Origin of the sequence: Streptomyces sp. NPDC049954 (genome assembly GCF_040656295.1) — a bacterium.
Classification (GTDB): domain Bacteria; phylum Actinomycetota; class Actinomycetes; order Streptomycetales; family Streptomycetaceae; genus Streptomyces.
The window spans coordinates 280,748-299,836 of the sequence record NZ_JBFALS010000004.1 but is presented as its reverse complement, the minus strand read 5'-3'; the positions used below and the strand labels follow the sequence as shown (position 1 = coordinate 299,836).

At 68.7% G+C, this 19,089-nt stretch carries 15 protein-coding genes, 1 tRNA gene and 1 pseudogene; 6 read left to right on the top strand and 11 right to left on the bottom strand.

The annotated features are described in order from the left end of the window. The first annotated feature begins 268 nt into the window (after nt 1–268). The 3 genes from AB0J21_RS10610 to AB0J21_RS10600 all read left to right on the top strand — a co-directional run bounded on the left by AB0J21_RS10610 (nt 269) and on the right by AB0J21_RS10600 (nt 5,573). The gene (locus AB0J21_RS10610; protein ID WP_363145477.1) at nt 269–2,572 is read left to right on the top strand and encodes a (Fe-S)-binding protein; all 2,304 of its coding nucleotides are present in this window, start codon (nt 269–271) and stop codon (nt 2,570–2,572) included. Between the two features lie 200 nt (nt 2,573–2,772). After that, nucleotides 2,773–4,239, top strand: a complete 1,467-nt coding sequence (locus tag AB0J21_RS10605; RefSeq protein WP_363145476.1) for a VCBS repeat-containing protein — start codon at nt 2,773–2,775, stop codon at nt 4,237–4,239. A gap of 248 nt (nt 4,240–4,487) precedes the next feature. Further along, nucleotides 4,488–5,573, top strand: coding sequence for a Yip1 family protein (locus tag AB0J21_RS10600; protein ID WP_363145475.1), 1,086 nt, complete (start codon nt 4,488–4,490; stop codon nt 5,571–5,573). 133 nt (nt 5,574–5,706) lie between these two features. On the opposite strand, the gene AB0J21_RS10595 is transcribed toward AB0J21_RS10600, so the two are convergent. Both AB0J21_RS10595 and dcd read right to left on the bottom strand, forming a co-directional pair. Then, nucleotides 5,707–6,204, bottom strand: coding sequence for a phosphoribosyltransferase (locus AB0J21_RS10595; protein WP_363145474.1), 498 nt, complete (start codon nt 6,202–6,204; stop codon nt 5,707–5,709). A gap of 7 nt (nt 6,205–6,211) precedes the next feature. Next, entirely contained in the window at nt 6,212–6,787 is a 576-nt protein-coding gene (gene dcd, locus AB0J21_RS10590; RefSeq protein ID WP_363145473.1) for a dCTP deaminase, read from the bottom strand. A gap of 501 nt (nt 6,788–7,288) precedes the next feature. On the opposite strand from dcd, the gene AB0J21_RS10585 reads away from it, so the two are divergent. From AB0J21_RS10585 to AB0J21_RS10575, 3 genes and pseudogenes are all read left to right on the top strand, one after another. Next, nucleotides 7,289–7,362 (top strand) — tRNA-Gly (locus AB0J21_RS10585). 248 nt (nt 7,363–7,610) lie between these two features. Then, nucleotides 7,611–7,859: a transcriptional regulator gene (locus AB0J21_RS10580; protein WP_363145472.1), complete on the top strand. Its 249-nt coding sequence runs from the start codon at nt 7,611–7,613 to the stop codon at nt 7,857–7,859. Further along, nucleotides 7,856–8,526: pseudogene (locus tag AB0J21_RS10575) on the top strand (nucleotidyl transferase AbiEii/AbiGii toxin family protein). The gene AB0J21_RS10580 and the pseudogene AB0J21_RS10575 overlap by 4 nt, the downstream one beginning before the upstream one ends. Before the next feature lie 533 nt (nt 8,527–9,059). Here the strand turns inward: AB0J21_RS10575 and AB0J21_RS10570 are convergent. From AB0J21_RS10570 to AB0J21_RS10530, 9 genes are all read right to left on the bottom strand, one after another. Further along, a complete protein-coding gene (locus AB0J21_RS10570) occupies nt 9,060–9,920 on the bottom strand; it encodes a hypothetical protein (protein ID WP_363145471.1) in 861 nt (286 codons plus the stop codon). A gap of 200 nt (nt 9,921–10,120) precedes the next feature. Then, a complete protein-coding gene (locus AB0J21_RS10565) occupies nt 10,121–10,453 on the bottom strand; it encodes a DNA-binding protein (RefSeq protein WP_363145470.1) in 333 nt (110 codons plus the stop codon). After that, nucleotides 10,450–11,178, bottom strand: a complete 729-nt coding sequence (locus AB0J21_RS10560; protein ID WP_363145469.1) for a hypothetical protein — start codon at nt 11,176–11,178, stop codon at nt 10,450–10,452. The genes AB0J21_RS10565 and AB0J21_RS10560 overlap by 4 nt, the downstream gene beginning before the upstream one ends. Before the next feature lie 12 nt (nt 11,179–11,190). Further along, nucleotides 11,191–13,221 (bottom strand): hypothetical protein, encoded by a 2,031-nt coding sequence (locus tag AB0J21_RS10555; protein WP_363145468.1) that lies wholly within the window; start codon nt 13,219–13,221, stop codon nt 11,191–11,193. After that, nucleotides 13,208–13,477: an S-type pyocin domain-containing protein gene (locus tag AB0J21_RS10550; protein WP_363145467.1), complete on the bottom strand. Its 270-nt coding sequence runs from the start codon at nt 13,475–13,477 to the stop codon at nt 13,208–13,210. The genes AB0J21_RS10555 and AB0J21_RS10550 overlap by 14 nt, the downstream gene beginning before the upstream one ends. Before the next feature lie 203 nt (nt 13,478–13,680). Then, nucleotides 13,681–14,565: a hypothetical protein gene (locus AB0J21_RS10545; RefSeq protein ID WP_363145466.1), complete on the bottom strand. Its 885-nt coding sequence runs from the start codon at nt 14,563–14,565 to the stop codon at nt 13,681–13,683. Next, nucleotides 14,562–16,739, bottom strand: coding sequence for a hypothetical protein (locus tag AB0J21_RS10540; protein ID WP_363145465.1), 2,178 nt, complete (start codon nt 16,737–16,739; stop codon nt 14,562–14,564). Before AB0J21_RS10540 ends, AB0J21_RS10545 begins: the two co-directional genes overlap by 4 nt. Then, complete coding sequence (locus AB0J21_RS10535; RefSeq protein WP_363145464.1) at nt 16,736–17,659, bottom strand: hypothetical protein; 924 nt, start codon at nt 17,657–17,659, stop codon at nt 16,736–16,738. The genes AB0J21_RS10540 and AB0J21_RS10535 overlap by 4 nt, the downstream gene beginning before the upstream one ends. A gap of 1 nt (nt 17,660) precedes the next feature. Further along, the gene (locus AB0J21_RS10530; RefSeq protein WP_363145463.1) at nt 17,661–18,455 is read right to left on the bottom strand and encodes a Crp/Fnr family transcriptional regulator; all 795 of its coding nucleotides are present in this window, start codon (nt 18,453–18,455) and stop codon (nt 17,661–17,663) included. Nucleotides 18,456–19,089 lie beyond the last annotated feature (634 nt).

The window sequence follows — 19,089 nt, the reverse complement described above, 5'->3', positions numbered from 1 at the left end:
CACCTCCCGCAGACCCCTGAACCCAGACCCCCCACCGCCGGCCCACCCCGTGCGGCAGATCACCGCACGCCCGTCTGCCCACGACCCCGGAGAGTGGGTACCCTCCATACAGACCGAATAAGTTACCGCTTAGTAAGATCAGTGGCCCGTGTCGGCGACCGGCCGGCCGCCCGCACCGTCCGCACCGCCCTCCCAGGGGGTTCTGCCCCGTCAGGACGGCGGCCCACCCCCGTCCCCCCTACGTACGCGCAGGTTCGAGGAGCCCTCCATGCAGCTCGCCGCGATCATCGTGTCGCTGCTTCTGACCGTGGTCGGCGTGGCGCTCATCTCCCGAGCAGTCGCGCAGATCGTCCGCCACGTGAGACTGGGCCAGCCGGTCCCGGCGGGCACCCGCACCGACCGGTGGAAGCAGCGGAGCATCACCCTGGCGAAGGAATTCGTCGGGCACACCCGGATGAACCGCTGGGGCATCGTCGGTGTCGCCCACTGGTTCGTCGCGGTGGGCTTCCTGACGCTGGGCCTGACGATCCTCAACGCCTACGGGCAGCTGTTCCAGGCCGACTGGATCCTCCCGTGGATCGGCACCTGGCCGCCGTACGAGGTGTACATCGAGTTCATCGCGCTGTTCACCACCCTCGGCATCGTCACGCTGATGGCGATCCGCCTGCTGAACCTGCCCTCGCGGGCCGGCCGCAAGTCCCGCTTCACCGGCTCCAAGCTGGGCCAGGCGTACTTCGTCGAGTACGTCATCCTGGTCATCGGGCTCGCGGTCCTGACCCTGCGCGGCCTGGAGGGCGCCATCCACCACGTGGAGGGCTACGAGGCGAGCTACTGGGTCAGCTACCCGCTGGTGGCCGCCTTCCGCGGCCTCAGCCTTCCCACGCTCCAGAACCTGATCTACCTGACCGCCCTGATCAAGCTCGGCACGACGATGATCTGGGCGATCACGGTCGGCCTCAACACCAACATGGGCGTCGCCTGGCACCGCTTCCTCGCCTTCCCCAACATCTGGTTCAAGCGCAACGCCACCGGCGAGACCTCGCTCGGCGCGCTCCAGCCGATGACCACCGGCGGCAAGGAGATCGACTGGGAGGACCCGGGCGAGGACGACGTCTTCGGCGTCTCCCAGGTCGAGCACTTCTCCTGGAAGGGCCTGCTCGACTTCTCCACCTGCACCGAGTGCGGCCGCTGCCAGTCGCAGTGCCCCGCCTGGAACACCGGCAAGCCGCTCTCCCCCAAGCTGCTGGTCATGTCGCTGCGCGACCACGCGCACGCCAAGGCCCCGTACCTGCTGGCCGGCGGCGGCAAGGACATGGAGGGCAACGAGAAGGCCACGGCGGAGCAGCTCAAGGACGTACCCGCCGCCGCCCTCGCCGAGGCCGAGCGCCCCCTGATCGGCACCGCCGAGGAGAACGGCGTCATCGACCCCGACGTCCTGTGGTCCTGCACCACCTGCGGCGCCTGCGTCGAGCAGTGCCCGGTCGACATCGAGCACATCGACCACATCGTCGACATGCGCCGCTACCAGGTCATGATCGAGTCCAGCTTCCCCAGCGAGGCGGGCACGATGCTCAAGAACCTGGAGAAGAAGGGCAACCCCTGGGGCCTGGCCAAGAAGCAGCGGCTGGAGTGGACCAAGGAGGTCGACTTCGACGTCCCCGTCGTCGGCAAGGACATCGAGGACCTCACCGAGGTCGACTACCTCTACTGGGTCGGCTGCGCCGGCGCCCTGGAGGACCGCGCGAAGAAGACCACGAAGGCCTTCGCGGAACTGCTGCACATCGCGGGCGTCAAGTTCGCGATCATGGGCGGCGACGAGAAGTGCACCGGCGACTCCCCGCGCCGCCTCGGCAACGAGCCCCTGTTCCAGCAGCTCGCCGCCGAGAACGTCGCGACGCTGAACATGGCGTACGGCGAGGATGACGAGGACCCCGCCACGAAGAGGCCCAGGTCCGCCAAGAAGATCGTCGCGACCTGCCCGCACTGCTTCAACACGATCGCCAACGAGTACCCGCAGCTCGGCGGCGAGTACGAGGTCATCCACCACACGCAGCTGCTCCAGCACCTCGTGGACGAGGGCAAGCTCCTCCCCGTCACCCCCGTCGAGGGCCTCATCACCTACCACGACCCCTGCTACCTGGGCCGGCACAACAAGGTCTACACGCCGCCGCGCGAGATCATCGCCAAGGTCCCGGGCCTCAGGAACGAGGAGATGCACCGCCACAAGGAGCGCGGCTTCTGCTGCGGCGCCGGCGGGGCCCGGATGTGGATGGAGGAGCGGATCGGCAAGCGCGTCAACAACGAGCGTGTCGACGAGGCCCTGTCCCTCAACCCGGACATCATCTCGACGGCCTGCCCCTTCTGCCTCGTCATGCTGACCGACTCGGTCAACGGCAAGAAGGCAGCGGCCGAAAGCGGCTCCGCCGCGGGCGTCCAGGCCAAGGAGTCCGTCCAGGTCGTGGACGTCGCCCAGCTCCTGCTGGACTCGGTGAGGACCCCGGCCGACCCCGAGCCGCCCACCGCCGAGGCCGACACCCCGGACCCCGAACCGGAACCGGCCCCGGCGGGCTGACCGGACGCGCCCGCGCCGTCCGCAGGACAGTGACGAGGGGGTGAAGGGCGGGCCACGGCCCCGCCCTTCACCCCCTCGTCACTGTCCCATCACATTCCCCACCCCTCCCCCACAGCCCTTCGCCCCCTCCAGAGGTCATCTCTCTGCCGACAGGCCGCGAACCGCTTCTGTTGCCGTTCGCGCACGCGCAGGAGAACTCCATGCCTCAGTACCTCCGCACCGCCCTCGCCGCGACCGCCGCAGCCGCCCTCACCGGCGGGCTGCTGGCCCTCTCGGCCACCACGGCGAGCGCCGCCCCCGCCAAGGCCCCGGGCCGCGCCGACGCCGACTTCAACAACGACGGCTACGCCGACGTCGCCGTCTCGGCGCCCCTGGCCTACGTCTCCGGCAAGAAAGAAGCCGGGGCCGTCACGGTGATCTACGGCGGCAAGACGGCCAACCGCTACGCCACCTACTCCCAGAACTCCGCCGGCGTCCCCGGCAACGCCGAGGCGGCCGACCGCTTCGGCAGCGACACCGCCTTCGGCGACTTCGACGGCGACGGCTACGACGACCTCGCCGTCGGCACCCCCGGAGAGGACGTCGGCAGCGACAAGGACGGCGGCTCGACCGTCATCCTGTGGGGCTCCGCCTCCGGCCTCAAGGGCGGCACCGAGGTCAAGGACCCGCGCCCCAGCAGCCACGACATGTTCGGCGGCAACCTGGAGGCCGCCGACTTCAACGGCGACCACAAGGACGACCTCGCCGTCGGCACGGCCTCCGGGAACACCACGATCGACGTCGTCCGCGGCGGCTTCACCCGCACCAGCGGCACCGGCAAGGGCTCGTACACCGTGACCCCGGCCCTCTGGAGCGGCAAGGGCAACGGGATCACCGGTCTGCACTCCGGTGACGTCAACGGCGACGGCCGCGAGGACCTGATCGTCGACGGCTTCGCCAAGGACGACGACTACAACGCCAACTTCTGGCTGCCGGGCTCGGCCTCCGGCGTCACCACCAAGGGCGCGCAGAAGCTCCCCGGCGGCCTGATCACCGACGTCGGCGACACCAACGGAGACGGCCTCGGCGACATCGTCATCGGCCTCGTCTGGGACAGCGGCATCGCGCACGCCCACACCGGCGGTACGGCGCTGATCGTCAAGGGCAACAAGGCGGGCCCCGCCGGCGGCGGGATACAGACCTTCACGCAGGACACCGCCGGAGTGCCCGGCGCCGGCGAGAAGAACGACATGTTCGGCTACGAACTCGACCTCGGCGACGTGAACGGCGACGGCCACCTCGACCTCGTCGTCGGCGCCGCCAACGAGACCGTCAACGGCAGGACGGGCACCGGCTCGGTCACCGTCCTGTACGGCGCCGCCAACGGCTCCGGCATCACCGGCCAGGGCGCGCGCTTCCTGAGCCAGGACACGGCCGGCGTGCCCAACTCGGACGAGGCGTACGACGGCTTCGGCGGCGAGGTCCACGTCGACGACCTCGACCACGACGGCCGCGGCGACGTCATCGTCGGCGCCTCGGGTGAGAACGACGGCAACGGCGCGGTCTACGCGCTGCACTCCAACACCAACGGCACGCTGACCTCGCCGGCCGGCATCTACACCTCGACGGCCGGCGTCGGCATCTCCGCCTCGGGCAAGCCGGCGTTCGGCCTCAACTTCGCCGACTGACGGAGCCGACGGGCTGACGGGACCGGCGGGCTTCGCGGGCCCCGCATGCCTCGGGCCTGAGCGGCTCGGCCGACCTGGCCGACCTGGGAGACCTGGCCGACCTGGGAGACTGCGGGTTCCCCTGCTGCGCCAGACCAGTAGGGGAACCCGCAGGCCGACCCGTAGGGGATGTCACAGGTCGGCCGCAAAGGCCCCCGTGCGTACACTCCCGTCCGCCGACCCGCCCACGAACGGGTACGTTCGTTGACGTGGCTGGATTCAGGATCGGACGCGGCCGGGACAACCGCACGAGTGGGCAGCAACGCCCCGGACCTGCGCAGGGGCAGGGCGGACAGCAGTACGGAGGGCCCGCACAGGCCCCGTACGGCGCTCCGCGCCCGCACCCCCCGCAGGCCCCGCGACAGCAGTACGGCACGCCCCCGCAGGCCCCGGCCCGCGGCGGGCAGCAGTGGCCGCAGACCAACGCGGGCCACGGGGAACCCGAGTACTTCGGCGAACCGCCCCAGCACGGCGGCGCGGGCCGGGCTCAGGGTGGCTACGGGTACCCGCAGGGCGGCGGCCAGGCAGCGGGCCAGGGCGGATACGGCTACCCGCAGAACCCCGGACCCGGCCAGGGACAGGGCCAGGGCGGCTACGGCGGCGGTCAGCGCCCCGCCCCCGGCCAGGACGCCCCCCACGACCCGTACGCACCGCACAACAACCCGGGCCACACGCAGGCGTTCTCGATCGGCGAGGACCCGTACGGCCAGGACAGCACCTACCAGGCCGGTCAGGCCGCGGCCCCGCCCGTGGGCCCGCGACTGCGCTGGAAGGAACTGCTGAGCGGCGTCGTCATGCGCCCCTCCGCGACCTTCATGCAGATGCGCGACTACCCGATGTGGGGCCCCGCGCTCGTCGTGACCTTCGTGTACGGCCTGCTCGCCATCTTCGGCTTCGACGGCGCCCGTGAGGACGTCATCGACGCGACGATCGGCACCGCGATCCCGTACGTCCTGACCACGGGCGTCGCCATCACGGTGAGCGCCTTCGTCCTGGGCGTCGTGACGCACACCCTGGCCCGCCAGCTGGGCGGCGACGGCTCCTGGCAGCCGACCGTCGGCCTGTCCATGCTCATCATGACGATCACGGACGCCCCGCGCCTGCTCGTGGCGATCTTCGCGGGCGGCGACGCCTCCTTCGTCCAGATCCTGGGCTGGATCACCTGGCTGCTGGCGGGCTTCCTGTTCACCTCGATGGTCAGCCGCTCGCACGACCTGCCGTGGCCCAAGGCCCTGGGCGCGAGCGCCATCCAGCTGATCGCCCTGCTGTCGATCATCAAACTGGGCACGTTCTAGCGGACTAGCGGACGTGGACGGCGTACCGCAGACGTGCGGGCGGACGAACGGCGTGGGGCGGCACCGGAAGGAATCCGGTGCCGCCCCACGCCGTTCGTCTCAGGTCCTCAGGCAGGCGGGCCGCTCGGGGTGATCAGGCGTCGCGGACCTGTCCCGCACGCCGTACGACGGGCGGCTGCACGGACCACGGGAAATTGATCCAGTCGTCGGTGCGCTTCCACACGTACTCGCATTTCACGAGCGACTGCGACTTCTCGTAAATGACGGCGCTGCGCACGTCGGCGACCTGCTCGACACAGAAATCGTGCACGAGCTTCAGCGTCTTCCCCGTATCGGCGACGTCGTCGGCGATGAGGACCTTCTTGTTGGAGAAATCGATGGCGTTCGGTACCGGCGCCAGCATGACCGGCATCTCCAGCGTCGTACCGACTCCGGTGTAAAACGCGACGTTGACAAGATGAAGGTTCTTCACGTCGAGTGCGTAGGCGAGGCCCCCGGCCACGAACACCCCGCCCCGCGCGATGGAGAGCACTATGTCCGGCTCGAACCCGTCGTCGGCGACGGCCTGCGCCAACTCCCTGACGGCGACACCGAAGTGCTCGTAGGAGAGCTCTTCCCGCTGGGCGCTCATCGGGGGATCACACCTCGGTCCGGTGGAAGTTGAGATAGGAACGGGACGCGGTCGGCCCGCGTTGCCCCTGGTAGCGGGACCCGTAGCGGTCCGAACCGTAGGGGAACTCGGCGGGCGAGCTGAGCTGGAACATGCACAGCTGGCCGATCTTCATACCCGGCCACAGCTTGATCGGGAGCGTCGCGAGATTCGACAGCTCAAGAGTGACGTGCCCGGAGAACCCGGGGTCGATGAACCCGGCGGTGGAATGCGTGACCAGACCGAGCCGGCCCAGCGAACTCTTCCCCTCCAGCCGCGAGGCGAGATTGTCGGGCAGCGTCACGACCTCGAAAGTGGAGGCCAGCACGAATTCCCCGGGGTGCAGAATGAACGGCTCGTCGCCCTCCGGCGACACCTGCCGGGTCAGATCGGTCTGTTCGACGGAGGGGTCGATGTGGGGGTACCGATGGTTCTCGAACACCCGGAAATACCGGTCGAGACGCACATCGATACTCGATGGCTGCACCATCGATTCGTCATAGGGATCGATGCGGACGCGACCGGCATCGATCTCGGCCCGGATGTCCTTGTCAGAGAGAAGCACGCCGACGAGGATACGGCCCGCCCCGGGAGCAGCCCGAATCCGGGCACTCCCCAGGACAGGCCGAAACGGTTCAGCGCTTCCCGGACTCCACCGGCACGGCGTGCCGCAACCGGGCACACCGAGGACAGCGGACAAGACGTCCGGGCCCGATCCGGTCGACCCCGAGCTGCTGCATCGGGAACGAGGCGGTACTGAAAACATGCCCCTCGGCACATCGGACGACGGTGTGCTCCATCGAGCGTCGGATCCCTTCCCACGAGCCGTACCTGCTGCGGACGAAAGCCACATTACGACACGTACCGGGCGCCCCGTACGCGGCACTCCCCCACCCGCCAACGGCCGCACCCTACGCCCCAACTCCGGCCCCCACAGCCCGCATCACCCCACCCGCCACACACAAAACCCCCGGCGGCAGCACCGGGGGCGAACGATGGGGTAAAGTAACTTCCGACGAACCTCAGTCACCGGCCAACCCTGCCGGCCAGACCGAGTGTCGATCATGCGGGTGTAGTTTAATGGTAGAACATGAGCTTCCCAAGCTCAGAGCGCGAGTTCGATTCTCGTCACCCGCTCCATGAAAAAGCCCCAGGCCAGCGGTCGGGGGCTTTCTTGTTGGCAGCTTCGCAGCTGGTGGGGCAGCCGCCGGTCGGGCCCGCCTCGCGCTCACACGAGCGTTGTCTGCAGACGAAGCCTCTCACTGCCGACTCCTCCTGGATAATCGACGTATGGCATCACAGCCCGGCCTTTCCGATCTTCGCCGTGCCAAGTTCGCCCGGCCCTGCCCTCAGCGCTCTCCGAGCTCGCCGGTCCCCAGCACGGCCCTGTGCGTCTGCCGCTCCACCTTGCATGGTCGGGGCTGACCACCTTCGACCTCGACCAGCCCCGGTTGCGGATGAGCTACTACCGCATCGTCCTGGCCGAGGGCCAGCACCACGACCTGGTTCAGTACCTCAATCGGGAGCTTCTCGTCGACCTATGGCCCACACTGCGCACACTGGTCAGCCGAGATGTCCGTGAAGTCTGGGACAGAGCTTTCGGCGAGCTGGGCGGCAGCGCGCGGGCCGCCGCGTGAACCTCACCGGCCTGCACCGCCGCTTGCTTGCAGACGTGCTCGCCGTGGGCGGCGCGTACCCCCTCGGCGCTCACCGGCGGCTACGCGGTCCAGGCACACGGCCTGGTGCACCGGCTCAGCCAAGACCTCGATGTCGCGACCGAGAACCCAGATCCCATGGAGAACATCGCTGCCGTCGTGCGTACCGGACTGGAGCAGCGCGGGTGGAGCGTAGAAGCTCTGGAGGCAGACCCGCTGTCCGCGCGCTTGATCGTGACCGACCCTGCCAGCCACGAGGAGTGCGAGGTCGACATCCTCAAAGAGGCACTCTGGCGGCCCCGTACACACCGAGCACGGCTTGGTGTTGTCGCTCCCAGATGTCGTGGGCACGAAGGTCCGCGCCCTGGCCGACCGCGGACTCGCCAGGGACCTGATCGACGTGCCGGCCGCCACGGGCCGTTGATACCCCGTCGAACTCGAAGAACTCGGCCGGCGCCACGCCAGGGACTCCTTCGATCTCAGTGAGCTGCAGGCTCGGCTGGGCGGAGCCGACTGGATCGACGACACGGAATTCGCCGCCTACGGACTCGACGAGGAAGCGATCGCCGGGCTGCGTCAGTGGGCACCGACCTGGGCCGACGACATCGGGGAACGACTTCACGAGCTCGAGTCCCCAAACGAGGATTGATGGCTCGATGATGCCGACTGCGCTGCCGGTTACGGTTCGCGAGAGCGGCTGATCGCCCCTCGGCCGTCGTGCCATCCGTGCCCTTCGGAGCGGACAGCAGCGGTCAAGTACGGCTTCCAGAGACCTCGCCGACCTCACCTGAACCGGTCAACCACGTAGGCCAGGACGACTTCACCAGCTCAAGCAGCGTTGGTCCAAGCTCAGAGCGCGAGTTCGATTCTCGTCACCCACTCCAGACGAGAGTCCCAGGTCGATGACCTGGGACTCTCTTGTCGAGACCGGATTACTCCTGTCGTGCCATACGTGTGTCTCGACGCCTTCGGCCACTTCCCTCTGCGGGCCGGCCTCGGAGTTCTGGTACTTCATCACGGGCTTTTCGGACGACTGGCAGGCGCGGTCCGATGGAGCTGATCGCTACGTCACTCGCCAGGCGGCAATCCGGCGGCGGGATCTGAGGTGTCGCGTTGCGCGACATTGCCCCCAGACCGCGCAGCCGGTCGTGCCTCATCAGGTCAGCGTCTCCGAGCAGAGACTCAGGGCTCCCTCAGCGCCATGGCCAGGTCCCTCAGTTCGTCGAGCACGGCCACGCTCCTGAAAATGGTCTGAAGGGCTGTGTTGATCAGCCGGGAGGGGCGGCGTAGCTGACGGCTGGAGGAGCCGAACAGGCTGATCACCGCCATGATCTCCTGAAAGGCGCCCGCCGCTTCCTGCATTTCCCCGGGAGCCGCGCGGACCTGCTCCAGCACCTCCTCCGCGCCCTCCGGCCATTCGTGGCGCGGCGTGCTCGCCGCCCATTCCAGGAACGCCCGGAAGGCGTCGACGCTGGCCCCCATGCGCGCCGCGAAGCACTCGGCCGCCGCCGCCAGGTCGTCGGCCGGTCCTTCAATAGCTTTGGCCAGGCGGTTGATCACGGCCATCCGCATGTTCATCGAAGCCCCGGGATGGCTGACACGGTCCATTTCCTCACCGATCAGCGTCATCATCTCCCCGAGGTCCGTCAGGGCGGACTCCACGTCGGCCATGTCGCCGGAGATCGCCTCCAGCTGCGCTTCCGCCTCGACGATCAGGTCCATCAGGCCGGGGGCGTCGTCACCGGCGGTCGGTTCCGCGCCGGCCCCAGGGGTCGATCCCCTGGTGAGCGACAGGACGTTACCTCCGCCCAGCACCTCCGCGAGTACGCTCGTCAGTTGCTGCCGGGCAGTGACGGTCTCGGCGGGGTGTGACGGAAACGGGACCTGGGGAGTCCCCCCGGAGCCCAAGAACCTTTCTGTTTTCTCCGTGACATGGACGGTGCACCGGCCGAGGGCGTGTCGCGCGCCGAGCTCGAAGGACAGCTCCGCCCCGAGTTCGTCGAGGTCGGTGACGACGACATCCGCCTCCCTGATCAGGCTCATGAGTTGGTCCATGGGCAGGCCGGCTTCCGTGAGCCGGTCCGCGCGCAGGAAAGTCAGACCGAGCTGCGCACACGCGGGGTGCACGATGTCCTCATAAAGGACGGTGGACCGGTGCCGCTCCCCCCTAAGGGGTCGACCAGGAGGGTCGACGGCGGGGGTGGTCCCGCAGACGGCGAGGCAGGTGGGCATGGCAGTCTCCTTCACAACGGGGTGGGAAGCCCTGTCGGTGGCCGGGCAGCCGACAGGGCGGAGGCTGGGGGTGAGTCGAAGAGTGTGAGTGCCACTCCGTCGGCCACCTCGTCGGCGAAGACCGGGCGCTCCTCGATGCCCAGTGCGCCCAGGAGGTCCACGGTGAGCACGCGGTGGCGTCGCCCGACGCGTACCGTCGGGCAGGGGAATGCCTCCTGGGCCACCAGTCGGTAGGCCGTACCCAGGCACATCCCGAAGGCTCTGGCCGCCGTTCGCAGATTGACGCTGACCGGGAGATCGAAGATCTCGCGGAAGGTGAGGGGCGTCTCGTCGCGGTCAGTCACGCACTCCTCCGTACGCGGCGCAGAGAGACCGTGGCGACTTGGCGGCCCCGGCCTGAGATTCCGACGCTCGTGGCGTTGTCGCCCACTCCCCAGGTCCGGGCCAGGCTGCCGAGGCGTACGCCCTCGACACGGTCAGCGGGGACGGTGATTCGCATCGTGGCCGAGAGCCCGGGATGGCTCGGGGCCGGGTCGTAGTCAGCCTGCCAGTAGTCCGCCGCCCCCGCTTCGACCGGAGCGCCACCGGCTCGCTCCACGTCGTCCACGGCCATTTCGAGGCGCGCGCGGCGCCACACGGCGTAGGCGCGGGAACAGGCTGAACGCAGGACTGTCCCACCGGGGTCAGGGTCATCCGCCTCGAGACGGGTCAGCGCTTCGAGGTAGCAAGTAACGAGTTCCGCCTCGACGTCGTCTCGTTCGCCGCTGAAACACCAGGTGATCTTGTAGGCGGTGCGGCGAAGTCCCGGAAGACCCAGCCACACGACAGCCTGCTGCCAGTCGGGCCCGGCGGCGCTGGAGTGGAGGCGCTCCGAGATCTGGTGCCACAGGCTCGCACGAGCCTCAGGGTCGGCGGAGCGGTCGTAGAGGAGTTGGCGGGCCTCTACGAGGGCCAGCGGTGCACCGGCCCGTTCCGACCCGTCATCGAGACGTAACGGGGGCGTCGGCTCGCTGCCGGCGCAGTGACGCTCTACGGTGGCGAAGATGCCGGGGTGAGGGGGAAGTGACATCGGTCCTCCTGTTCAATCGGGGTTCGGGACAGGTGATTCGCTACGCCATGCAGCCAGCGCTCGGGCTGCCGGCTCCTTGCCGGGCATCGCGTCGGGGCCCCTCTCGACGGCCAGGAGCCAGCGCAGGAAGCCGGGTTGACGGGCGGACACCAAACCATCGAGGACTTCGCTCAGCACCCGTGCCTGGTGCTCAGCGCGGGCCGCCTCGGCACACCAGTCGAGGAGGGCGTCCCGCATGGCCGCGAAGGTGGCCGATTCGTTCAGCGCATGTGCTGCCAGCTCAACCGTGCTGGACAGCCACTCGGTTTCGGTGAGCATCTGTTCGCTCCACCACGTGAGGCCCGTGGCCACCATCATGGGAAAGCACAGGGCCGCCAGCAGGCTGGGAACACCCTCCGACCGCGCGCAGTCGCGCATCCAGCGTAGGACGGTTGTCCTGGCGTCGGAATCCCCGGCTGCGAAACGCCGCACCAGAGTTTCCGCGACGGCGACGACGACGGACGGGGCGTCCCTATCGACGTCCAGGGTTGTCATGAGCCTTCCGAGCAGCCAGAGAGCTTGCTCTTCCGTTACCTGGCCGCGGTCCGGGTGACAGGCCTGGAGCACCGCCTCGCGCAGCGGCGCCTCGGCCGTGACACTCCACTGTTCGACCAGGTCAGCCGCTGCCCGTCCCGCTACCGGTTCCTGAACAGCCGTCCCCAGGGCCCGTCCCGCCACCTCAGGTGCCGGGCGTGACGGAGCAAGCGCCAGGTCTCGGAGGTGTTCCAGGGATCGGCCGCCGGTCGCCCCCGCCATGGCGGCGACCGCCCGCCCGGCCCGTTCGACCTGCTCCGCCTCAGAGCCGGGACCGGCGAGCCATGAATGCAGGAGGGGCACGAGCTCCGTGTGATCGTGGCACACGACCTCCCACACGGCCGCGCTCACGGCGGGCCAGTAGAAGGACACCGTGTCCGCGGTTCCGTCCTCGGCACACCGCGCACGGTGTGCTCCGAGAAGCCGCAGGGTGTCAGGCCGGAGCCGTCGGCCAGTGCCGCGCACCGAGTAGCCGTGGGCACCACGGGCCGCGGCGTCCTGCTTCCCTGCCCGCCCTGTCATCCGGAGAAGATCCCCGGCACGCTCCGCCACCACGTCGCGGTGGAGCCCTCCATAGACAGTGACAGCGAGCAGGTCGGCGCGCAGGGCGGGATCCGTCTGAGCTCGGGCGACGACTTCGGCGGCCTCGGCCCGGGCCACATGGCGCAGTACCTCGGCGCCGGTCGCTCCGCTCGCGACACCCAGTCGGAGCACGGCCTCCGCCGCCCGCGCCGCGTATCGGGGCGGAAGCGCCTCGGGGACCAACTCGTCGAGCTGACCAGGTTCCAAGGCCCGCAACCAGTCGGCGCACGCGCCCCCGTCGGGGGGGCCGTCGTCGAGATGAGCGCTGAAGACCCTCCGTGCGTCCGGTGGGTGATGGTGCACTACGGGCATGCCCAAGTGGTCCGTCAAGGCGTCGGCCAGCCCTGGGACATCCGTCAGCACGATGATCAGACGCGCCCCCGCATCGGCCAAGGGCTTCTCCAGGCGGGACAGATCCCATGCCCGGAGCGCGAACGGGTCCGGGGGCTCCATCACCAGGTATCCGTGCACTCCCTGAGCCCGCGGCCCCCACCGGGAGAAGTTGACGGCTCCGTCCACCTGGACGAGGACGGGCTCCTCACTGCCATGGGCCAGCAGGTTGAGGGCGTGTGTCTCGCGTCCTGTCCCCGGCTCTCCGAGGAGCACGGTGATGCCGGAGTCGAGCGCGGTAAGCGCTTCGTCGAAGCGGGGCGGCGGCACAAAGCGCCGTCTCGCGGTCTCCAGGTGCTTGGCCCGTACAGGGCCCTGCCGCATCGGACCATGCGCCGTGCCGCCCTCGGCCTGATGGGACACGGCGTGCCGCTGGCCACCCGTGACCAGGCCGGTGTTGACGGTGCCGTGCGGCGCTACGACCACCATCTCCCGGCCGGCCAGGGCCGCTACCAAAGCGTCGAGGTCACCCCCTTGAGGAAGCTCAGATGTCCCCATCGGCTCCACCGTCGACGTGGCCGGAAAGCTCGATGGCGGTGACGTACTGGCCGCCGTGAACGGTGCCGGTGTTGATGATCCCGCGTTCGGCGTTCAGAACCGTCGCCGGGGCGGCCTCCGCTTCAGGCGCGGTGTCCGGCACCGCACGGTGAGCGACCAGCGATTCGGCGGTCTCGTGCGGCCGGGGGAACGCGATGACGTCGTCTGTACTTCGATTCTCTTCTGCCCGCATGTCGCCCTTCAATGGTCTGGACACCCACAAAGTGGATCGGGCGCCCGTTTTCTGGACGCATCGAGAATCCCGCGTGCCGATCCGCGCTTCCGTTCCTAAGGACCAGAAGCGACGTGACCTCGGCCACAGAGCGGGAATTACGGAGTCCCATACAAAAACGGGCGAGTGCGCTACCCGAAGGCAGCACACTCGCCCATTCACTCGATTTACCGGAGAGAATCCTGACGTTAGACGGATCCGCCCGGAACCGGACGCCCGAGCGCGGAGATCCGGTCCCTCAGGATGTAGGAAATCTCCTTGCGCTCCTGATCGGTCAGCGTGCCCAGCAGTACGGCCAGTTCCTCTTGCCAGTCACTGCGCGGAGGGCTCAGCAGACTCTGGTGGTCGACCGACCAGTCCAGCACCTGGCGCACCTGGTCGGGGTGCCTGAGAAGCCAGAGCGCCGCCAAGGACGCCGGCCCGGCGTTCAGTGCCTGAAGGCAGAACTCGTACTCTCCACGACGGCTGGTCGTCCAGGAGTAGCGGACCCCCGCGCCCTCCTCCTTGCCGATCAGCAGTTCCTCACCGCTTTCACGGAGCCGTACGTCGGACACCCGATAGCTCAGGCCCGTGTCCTCCAGGTGTTGTGGCACGCCGAGGTACTGCATGATCTCCGGGGCCCCCAGCCCGCTGTCAGCCACCGCCTGCTCCTCGGCCAGGTGGTGCAGGGCGCCGGTGAGACGGTTCCGCACGACATCCCAGCCGCGCGTGGTCCTCGTGCGCACGACGCGTACGGGGTCGTGGACCCACCACGCGACCCACAGGTCCACCGATTCCGTTCCGTACACGGTGGGAAGGCCCACCGCCCGGGTGTCCACGTGCTCGGTCGCATCCACCCGGAACACGTCGGTGTACCGTCCGCGCAGGCTGGGCGGGGCCGCCTCGTCCGTCGCGGGCCCGTAGAGTCCGGCGTCGTCCGCAGCCCCAGCACTATTGAAGAAGCGGTAGTCCCCGACCTCGTCCCTGAGTACCAGAGACCAGTCCCTGCCAGCGGACCAGCGCTGACGCAGGATTTCCCGCCAGGGTGGGCCGGCGACCCGGAAGTAGAGACGCTCGGTTGACTCGTCGCTCATGCCGCCTCCCCCCGTCGTCCGGCGCGCCACCTGCCGAGCGAAGCCCGCGCCGTGTCCAGTCCTGCCCACCCGTCCGCACCGGTCTCATCCATTTCGACGAACAACCGGAATTCCCCGAATTGCATGGTGCGAGCCAGTGCGGCAAACATGATTTCCACCGCCCGATACTGCCTTTCGTCCCACCGCGCCCAGTCAGCCCAGCGCAGCAAGGCCGCACACGTCGCGTCGAACGAGCTCTCCGTGTTCAACGCACGGCGAACAAATTCGACTATCAATCCCGCCTCCGGGGTCTCATCCGCAAGTCGCCGCACGAACCACCCCGGGGACTGGAGTAACTGGCCGAACAGCAAAAGCACCTGTTCCGGGTCGCATCGCTCCGCGTCCAGCCATTCGACAAGCCGGCCGAACACCTTCGCCTCGTTACCGGCCTGGAAAAGGCTCAGGATCGCCGCCCGCACGGCCAGCAGGACCCTGCCGTCGCCGTCCTGACCCTTCTCACCAGGACGACTCCGCACGCCGAGGAGGAGACCATGCAGAAGCCGCAGGGCCAGATCGGGGCGTGAGAGCCCGAACTCCGCACCGCAGGTGTACGCCACCGTCGTCCTCAGATGGACGCCCGCCGCCACGCTCCAGCGCTGGAGGCGATAGCGCACCTCCGCGACGAGTACCGGGTCCTCGGCCGCGATACTCAGTGCGTTCGCCGCGATGAGACGGCTGGTCGTGCGGTCCGACTCGGCGAGGGCCTGGATGTGCCGCAGTGCGCGTCGCCCGCCTCCCCACCTCGCCGCCTGACCCATGAACTGCCCTACTGGGCGACTGAGTTCGGTGGTGCGCTCCACCTCCCGCAGCCATTCCACCAGAAGGTCCGACAACTGCCCGTACTCAAGCCACACATGTCTGAGCACTACCTCGGCCTGCCGGTGCCTGAGGAAGACGACTCCCTGCACACTGTGCGCGTAGGCTCCGTCCGTGCTGATCGCACGTTCCTGGCGCACGGCGCGAACAGCGTGCAGCAGATCAGTCAGAGACCGCCGGAAGACGAAGTCCGGGTTGGGACGCCCGCCCTTGTCGGCTCCTGAGGAGTCCGTCGGCGGCAACTCCGCCGTCAGACGGCCTCCGGACAGGTCGAGCAATCGAACGGCTTCCTCACGGATGAGCCGGTGGTCCAGGCCCTCGTAGACGGAGGCGGCCAGCAAGAAAGCCAGGGCGTCCGGGTCGCCACGCAACTCCCGAATGAGTTCGGGTACTTCCTGTTCTGCGCGGTAGCTCAGCCGACCGCCCAGGTCACCGAGCGCCTCAGGATCACCGTCCGCCGTCACGATGGCTGTCACCAGCTCCACCACCTCGGCGGGTACCAATTGCGGGACCAACAGGTCGCCCAGCTCATGGCGCCGCTTCAGCGCCGACAACAGACGCTCGCGCTCCCGCTGGTCGGGAACCATCTCTTCGAAGTACCTGCCGAAGACCATGGCGGGAGGCGGCGGCACGCACCGGACGGGGCGGACATGCAGGTCCTGTTCGAGACGGCGCAGCAACGCCGTGTCATCGGGCAGCACGATCACCATGTGCGCCGTGGCCCTTTTCAGCAGTGAGCGCACGTGCCCCAGGACACCGGGGCCAAGACGACGGGACGGGAACAGGCCGTCCATCAGGTAACCCCGCGCCGAGGGATCGCTGGGCTGCCAGCGGTCCAGTTCGGTAACGCTGTCCAGCGCCCGCAGCAGGGCCCCCTCTCCGCAGCTCTCCCGCAGAAGGTTGAGCGCCGCGGTGCGTCGGCCCGACCCCGGCCGCCCCGCCAGGAAGAGCGGCCCTTCCTTCAACTCCGCGAGGGCACCATCGAACCAGTCGGGGACCGCGAACCCGAAGGCGGCGGCCCGCACTTCCGCCTGCGGGACGGGCCCCTCGCGCACTCTCCCCTTCCGGGGCCCGCGTCCCTCGGACGTCGACCCGTTGTGTACACGCTGGCCACCGTGCACCGATCCGGAGTTGACGTTTCCCCGCGGGGCGTACACAAACGAGATCGGCTCTCTCGCGGCCGCGCCGATGGCGTCGAGCAGTTCGGGGATGTCGTACTCGACCTCGGTAGCCGACGGCCCGTCGCCGAGTGGCGTCTGGGGAGCGGCTGGTGCGAGACCGGGCGGCACCGTCGGCTGCGGCTCCTCGTCCGACGTCACTGCCACCCCTGGTACTTGTTGCCGCGGACCTGATCACCCTGAGGTCCACGGACACGACCGGCCTTGTTGCCCTCGACGTGATCGCCAGCGACCTGATGGTTGGCCACACTCTGTCCACCGTGCACCGTGCCGGTGTTGACGTTTCCACGAGGGGCACTGTTGCGCACCTGAGGAGCCGGTGTGGCGTCGTGCAGCCGTGGACGGACCTCTTCCGGCACGGCCTCCTCGCCGGTCTCGATGTCCGGGGCCTCCTCGTACAGCGGCCCGGACGGCTGGGGTACGTAGATCCACGCCCGCTGGGAGAACGGCTTGCCGTCGACCGTAGCGGCCACCTCCACGAAGTGGTCGGGATGGCGCCCCGTGTACCCACCTGCCACAGCGTCCTCATAGCAGCGGTCGGAGAGGATCGCCGCTACGTGGGTGATGTTCTCCTTGTGAGAGGCGAGCACGGCCTTGACGGGACGTGCGTCAAGGAGGCGGTGGGTGTCGTTGCGTGCCGTGCCGTTGCCGCTGAACTCGTCCCCAGTGTCGGGCAGCGGGCCGACGTGCACACTCGCCCGGAGCCTGATGGGTGCTGCCCCGTGAGACAGGACGTTGTAGTCGGTCAGTACGTCCTGAAGCGTGAGCAGCAACGGGTGGATCACGAAGGGCATACGTGCGGGGTCGAAGCCGAAGACGTAGCCGTCGCCGGTCGAGGCGGGGAAAGTACGGTCCTGCCAGAGGTCCCCCAGTTCCGCCCTCGACAGCGCGGTCCTGAGAAGCTCCGGTACGGCCCGGCTGACGGCTTCGTGCTCGATCGCCGGACGCCCCGTGAAGTCCTTGGCATCCACGGCCAGGATGCCCCGGTAGGCGGGGAGCAGCCGGCTGTGGGTGTAGGGGCGGACGATTCGCTGGGGCAGTTCGTTGGTGAACTCGCGCATATCACTCCTCTGTGAAGCCCACCCGAACTCCATGAGCCCGGGCCGGGGCACTCGTGCGGGCGGCAGCTCGCCCTTTGAGCTTCACCGTGAGCGCGGGAGCGTTCCGTGCCGCAGGACCAGACGATGAGTGACGTGAAGCACACCGTGTCCCCGGGGCTTCGATCACCTTGCGCAGCCTTTCCACGTCGACCACTTCGACCCGGCGCTTCCCGGCCACGACCCGGTCCTGCCCAAGCGTCTCCAGTGCCTTACTGACGGCCTTGCGGCCCACATCGATGTGCTGGGCCAGGTCTTCCCTGGTGAGGTCGAAGGACCGATTTCCGCCCGACACCTCGACCAGACGGAGCAAGGCCACGGCGAGCCGCTCGTGCACAGCCCCGTCATGGATCTCGGCCTGCTCCAACAGGCGGCGCGAGGCCATCACGGCGAGCGGATAGGCGAGCCGGTGCTTGTCCACCAAGCGTCGGAAATCCGCTCCAGGCACGTGGAATGCTTTGCATTCGCCAATTGCCCGGACGGTGGCCATGCGCACACCTGCACCCTGGAGTGCCATCTCGCCGAGGATCTCGCCGGGCCCGCGGAAGGCGAGCAGTCGCTCCCGCCCGTCGCGGTCGGTCCGGACGACTTTGACCAGTCCATAGTCCAGTGCTAGCACGTGAGTTCCCGTCGCACCCTGGCACAGCAGCGCGTGACCGATCGGATAGATACTGCTCGGATACCGCATCAGCTCCGCCCAGTCCTCGTGGGGCACCAGGGCACGAAGAGGTGACAGCGAGAGGTGATTGTCTTCGCTCATGCGATCACCGTAGAGGAGGGCGCCTCCGACTGAGTGCCGAATTCCGCATTCCGCTTTCACGGCACGGCGAAGAGGCCCTCTCCTCCGTTCGGCGCCTGGACTCGGGCGGCGCCGGGAAGGCGGCGTGGCTGGTCTTGCTGAAGCCTGATCGCGATCCGCCGGTCGGCAGCGAGGGAGCGCCACATGGATGCCAGTTTCGACCGCGTCCGTCGACGGCGTCCCTACGCCCTGCACCCGGAGAAACTGGCCAAGGATCTCCGCAGGTCCCATCGGCTCACCCGCCGAGTGCCGCGCAAGTCCACGTACAGCCGGCCTCCGGGAACTCGGCGCTTCGGGAAACTCGGCGCGCAGGAAACGCGGCCACCTGAAAGCAGAGGCGCCTTGCCAATTCCAGCCACACCACTTCCGGCGATCACTCGGCAATCCCGGGGTGCGGAGATTGTCGAGTGAAGCAAGATCGCCCGATTGGCTGCCGAAGTGGGCGCGACAGCAACACAGTTGGCGTGCCAACGCCCATAGGGCAGGCGCAGACGCGCCGGGTGGAGATGGCTGCCTCCGCGCACTTCACGGGCCTGGATGGCGGGACCACGCAGTCTCACCTCGCCATTGGCCGCACTCCCGCGAAGTCCCTGCG

Excerpts from the sequence above, each read along its gene's own strand:
- AB0J21_RS10560 (WP_363145469.1), bottom strand. The coding sequence starts at position 11,178 with ATGTCACTTCCCCCTCACCCCGGCATCTTCGCCACCGTAGAGCGTCAC.
- AB0J21_RS10530 (WP_363145463.1), bottom strand. The coding sequence starts at position 18,455 with ATGAGCGAAGACAATCACCTCTCGCTGTCACCTCTTCGTGCCCTGGTG.
- AB0J21_RS10610 (WP_363145477.1), top strand. The coding sequence starts at position 269 with ATGCAGCTCGCCGCGATCATCGTGTCGCTGCTTCTGACCGTGGTCGGC.
- AB0J21_RS10595 (WP_363145474.1), bottom strand. The coding sequence starts at position 6,204 with ATGAGCGCCCAGCGGGAAGAGCTCTCCTACGAGCACTTCGGTGTCGCC.
- AB0J21_RS10535 (WP_363145464.1), bottom strand. The coding sequence starts at position 17,659 with ATGCGCGAGTTCACCAACGAACTGCCCCAGCGAATCGTCCGCCCCTAC.
- AB0J21_RS10570 (WP_363145471.1), bottom strand. The coding sequence starts at position 9,920 with ATGAGCCTGATCAGGGAGGCGGATGTCGTCGTCACCGACCTCGACGAA.
- AB0J21_RS10605 (WP_363145476.1), top strand. The coding sequence starts at position 2,773 with ATGCCTCAGTACCTCCGCACCGCCCTCGCCGCGACCGCCGCAGCCGCC.
- AB0J21_RS10545 (WP_363145466.1), bottom strand. The coding sequence starts at position 14,565 with ATGAGCGACGAGTCAACCGAGCGTCTCTACTTCCGGGTCGCCGGCCCA.
- AB0J21_RS10555 (WP_363145468.1), bottom strand. The coding sequence starts at position 13,221 with ATGGGGACATCTGAGCTTCCTCAAGGGGGTGACCTCGACGCTTTGGTA.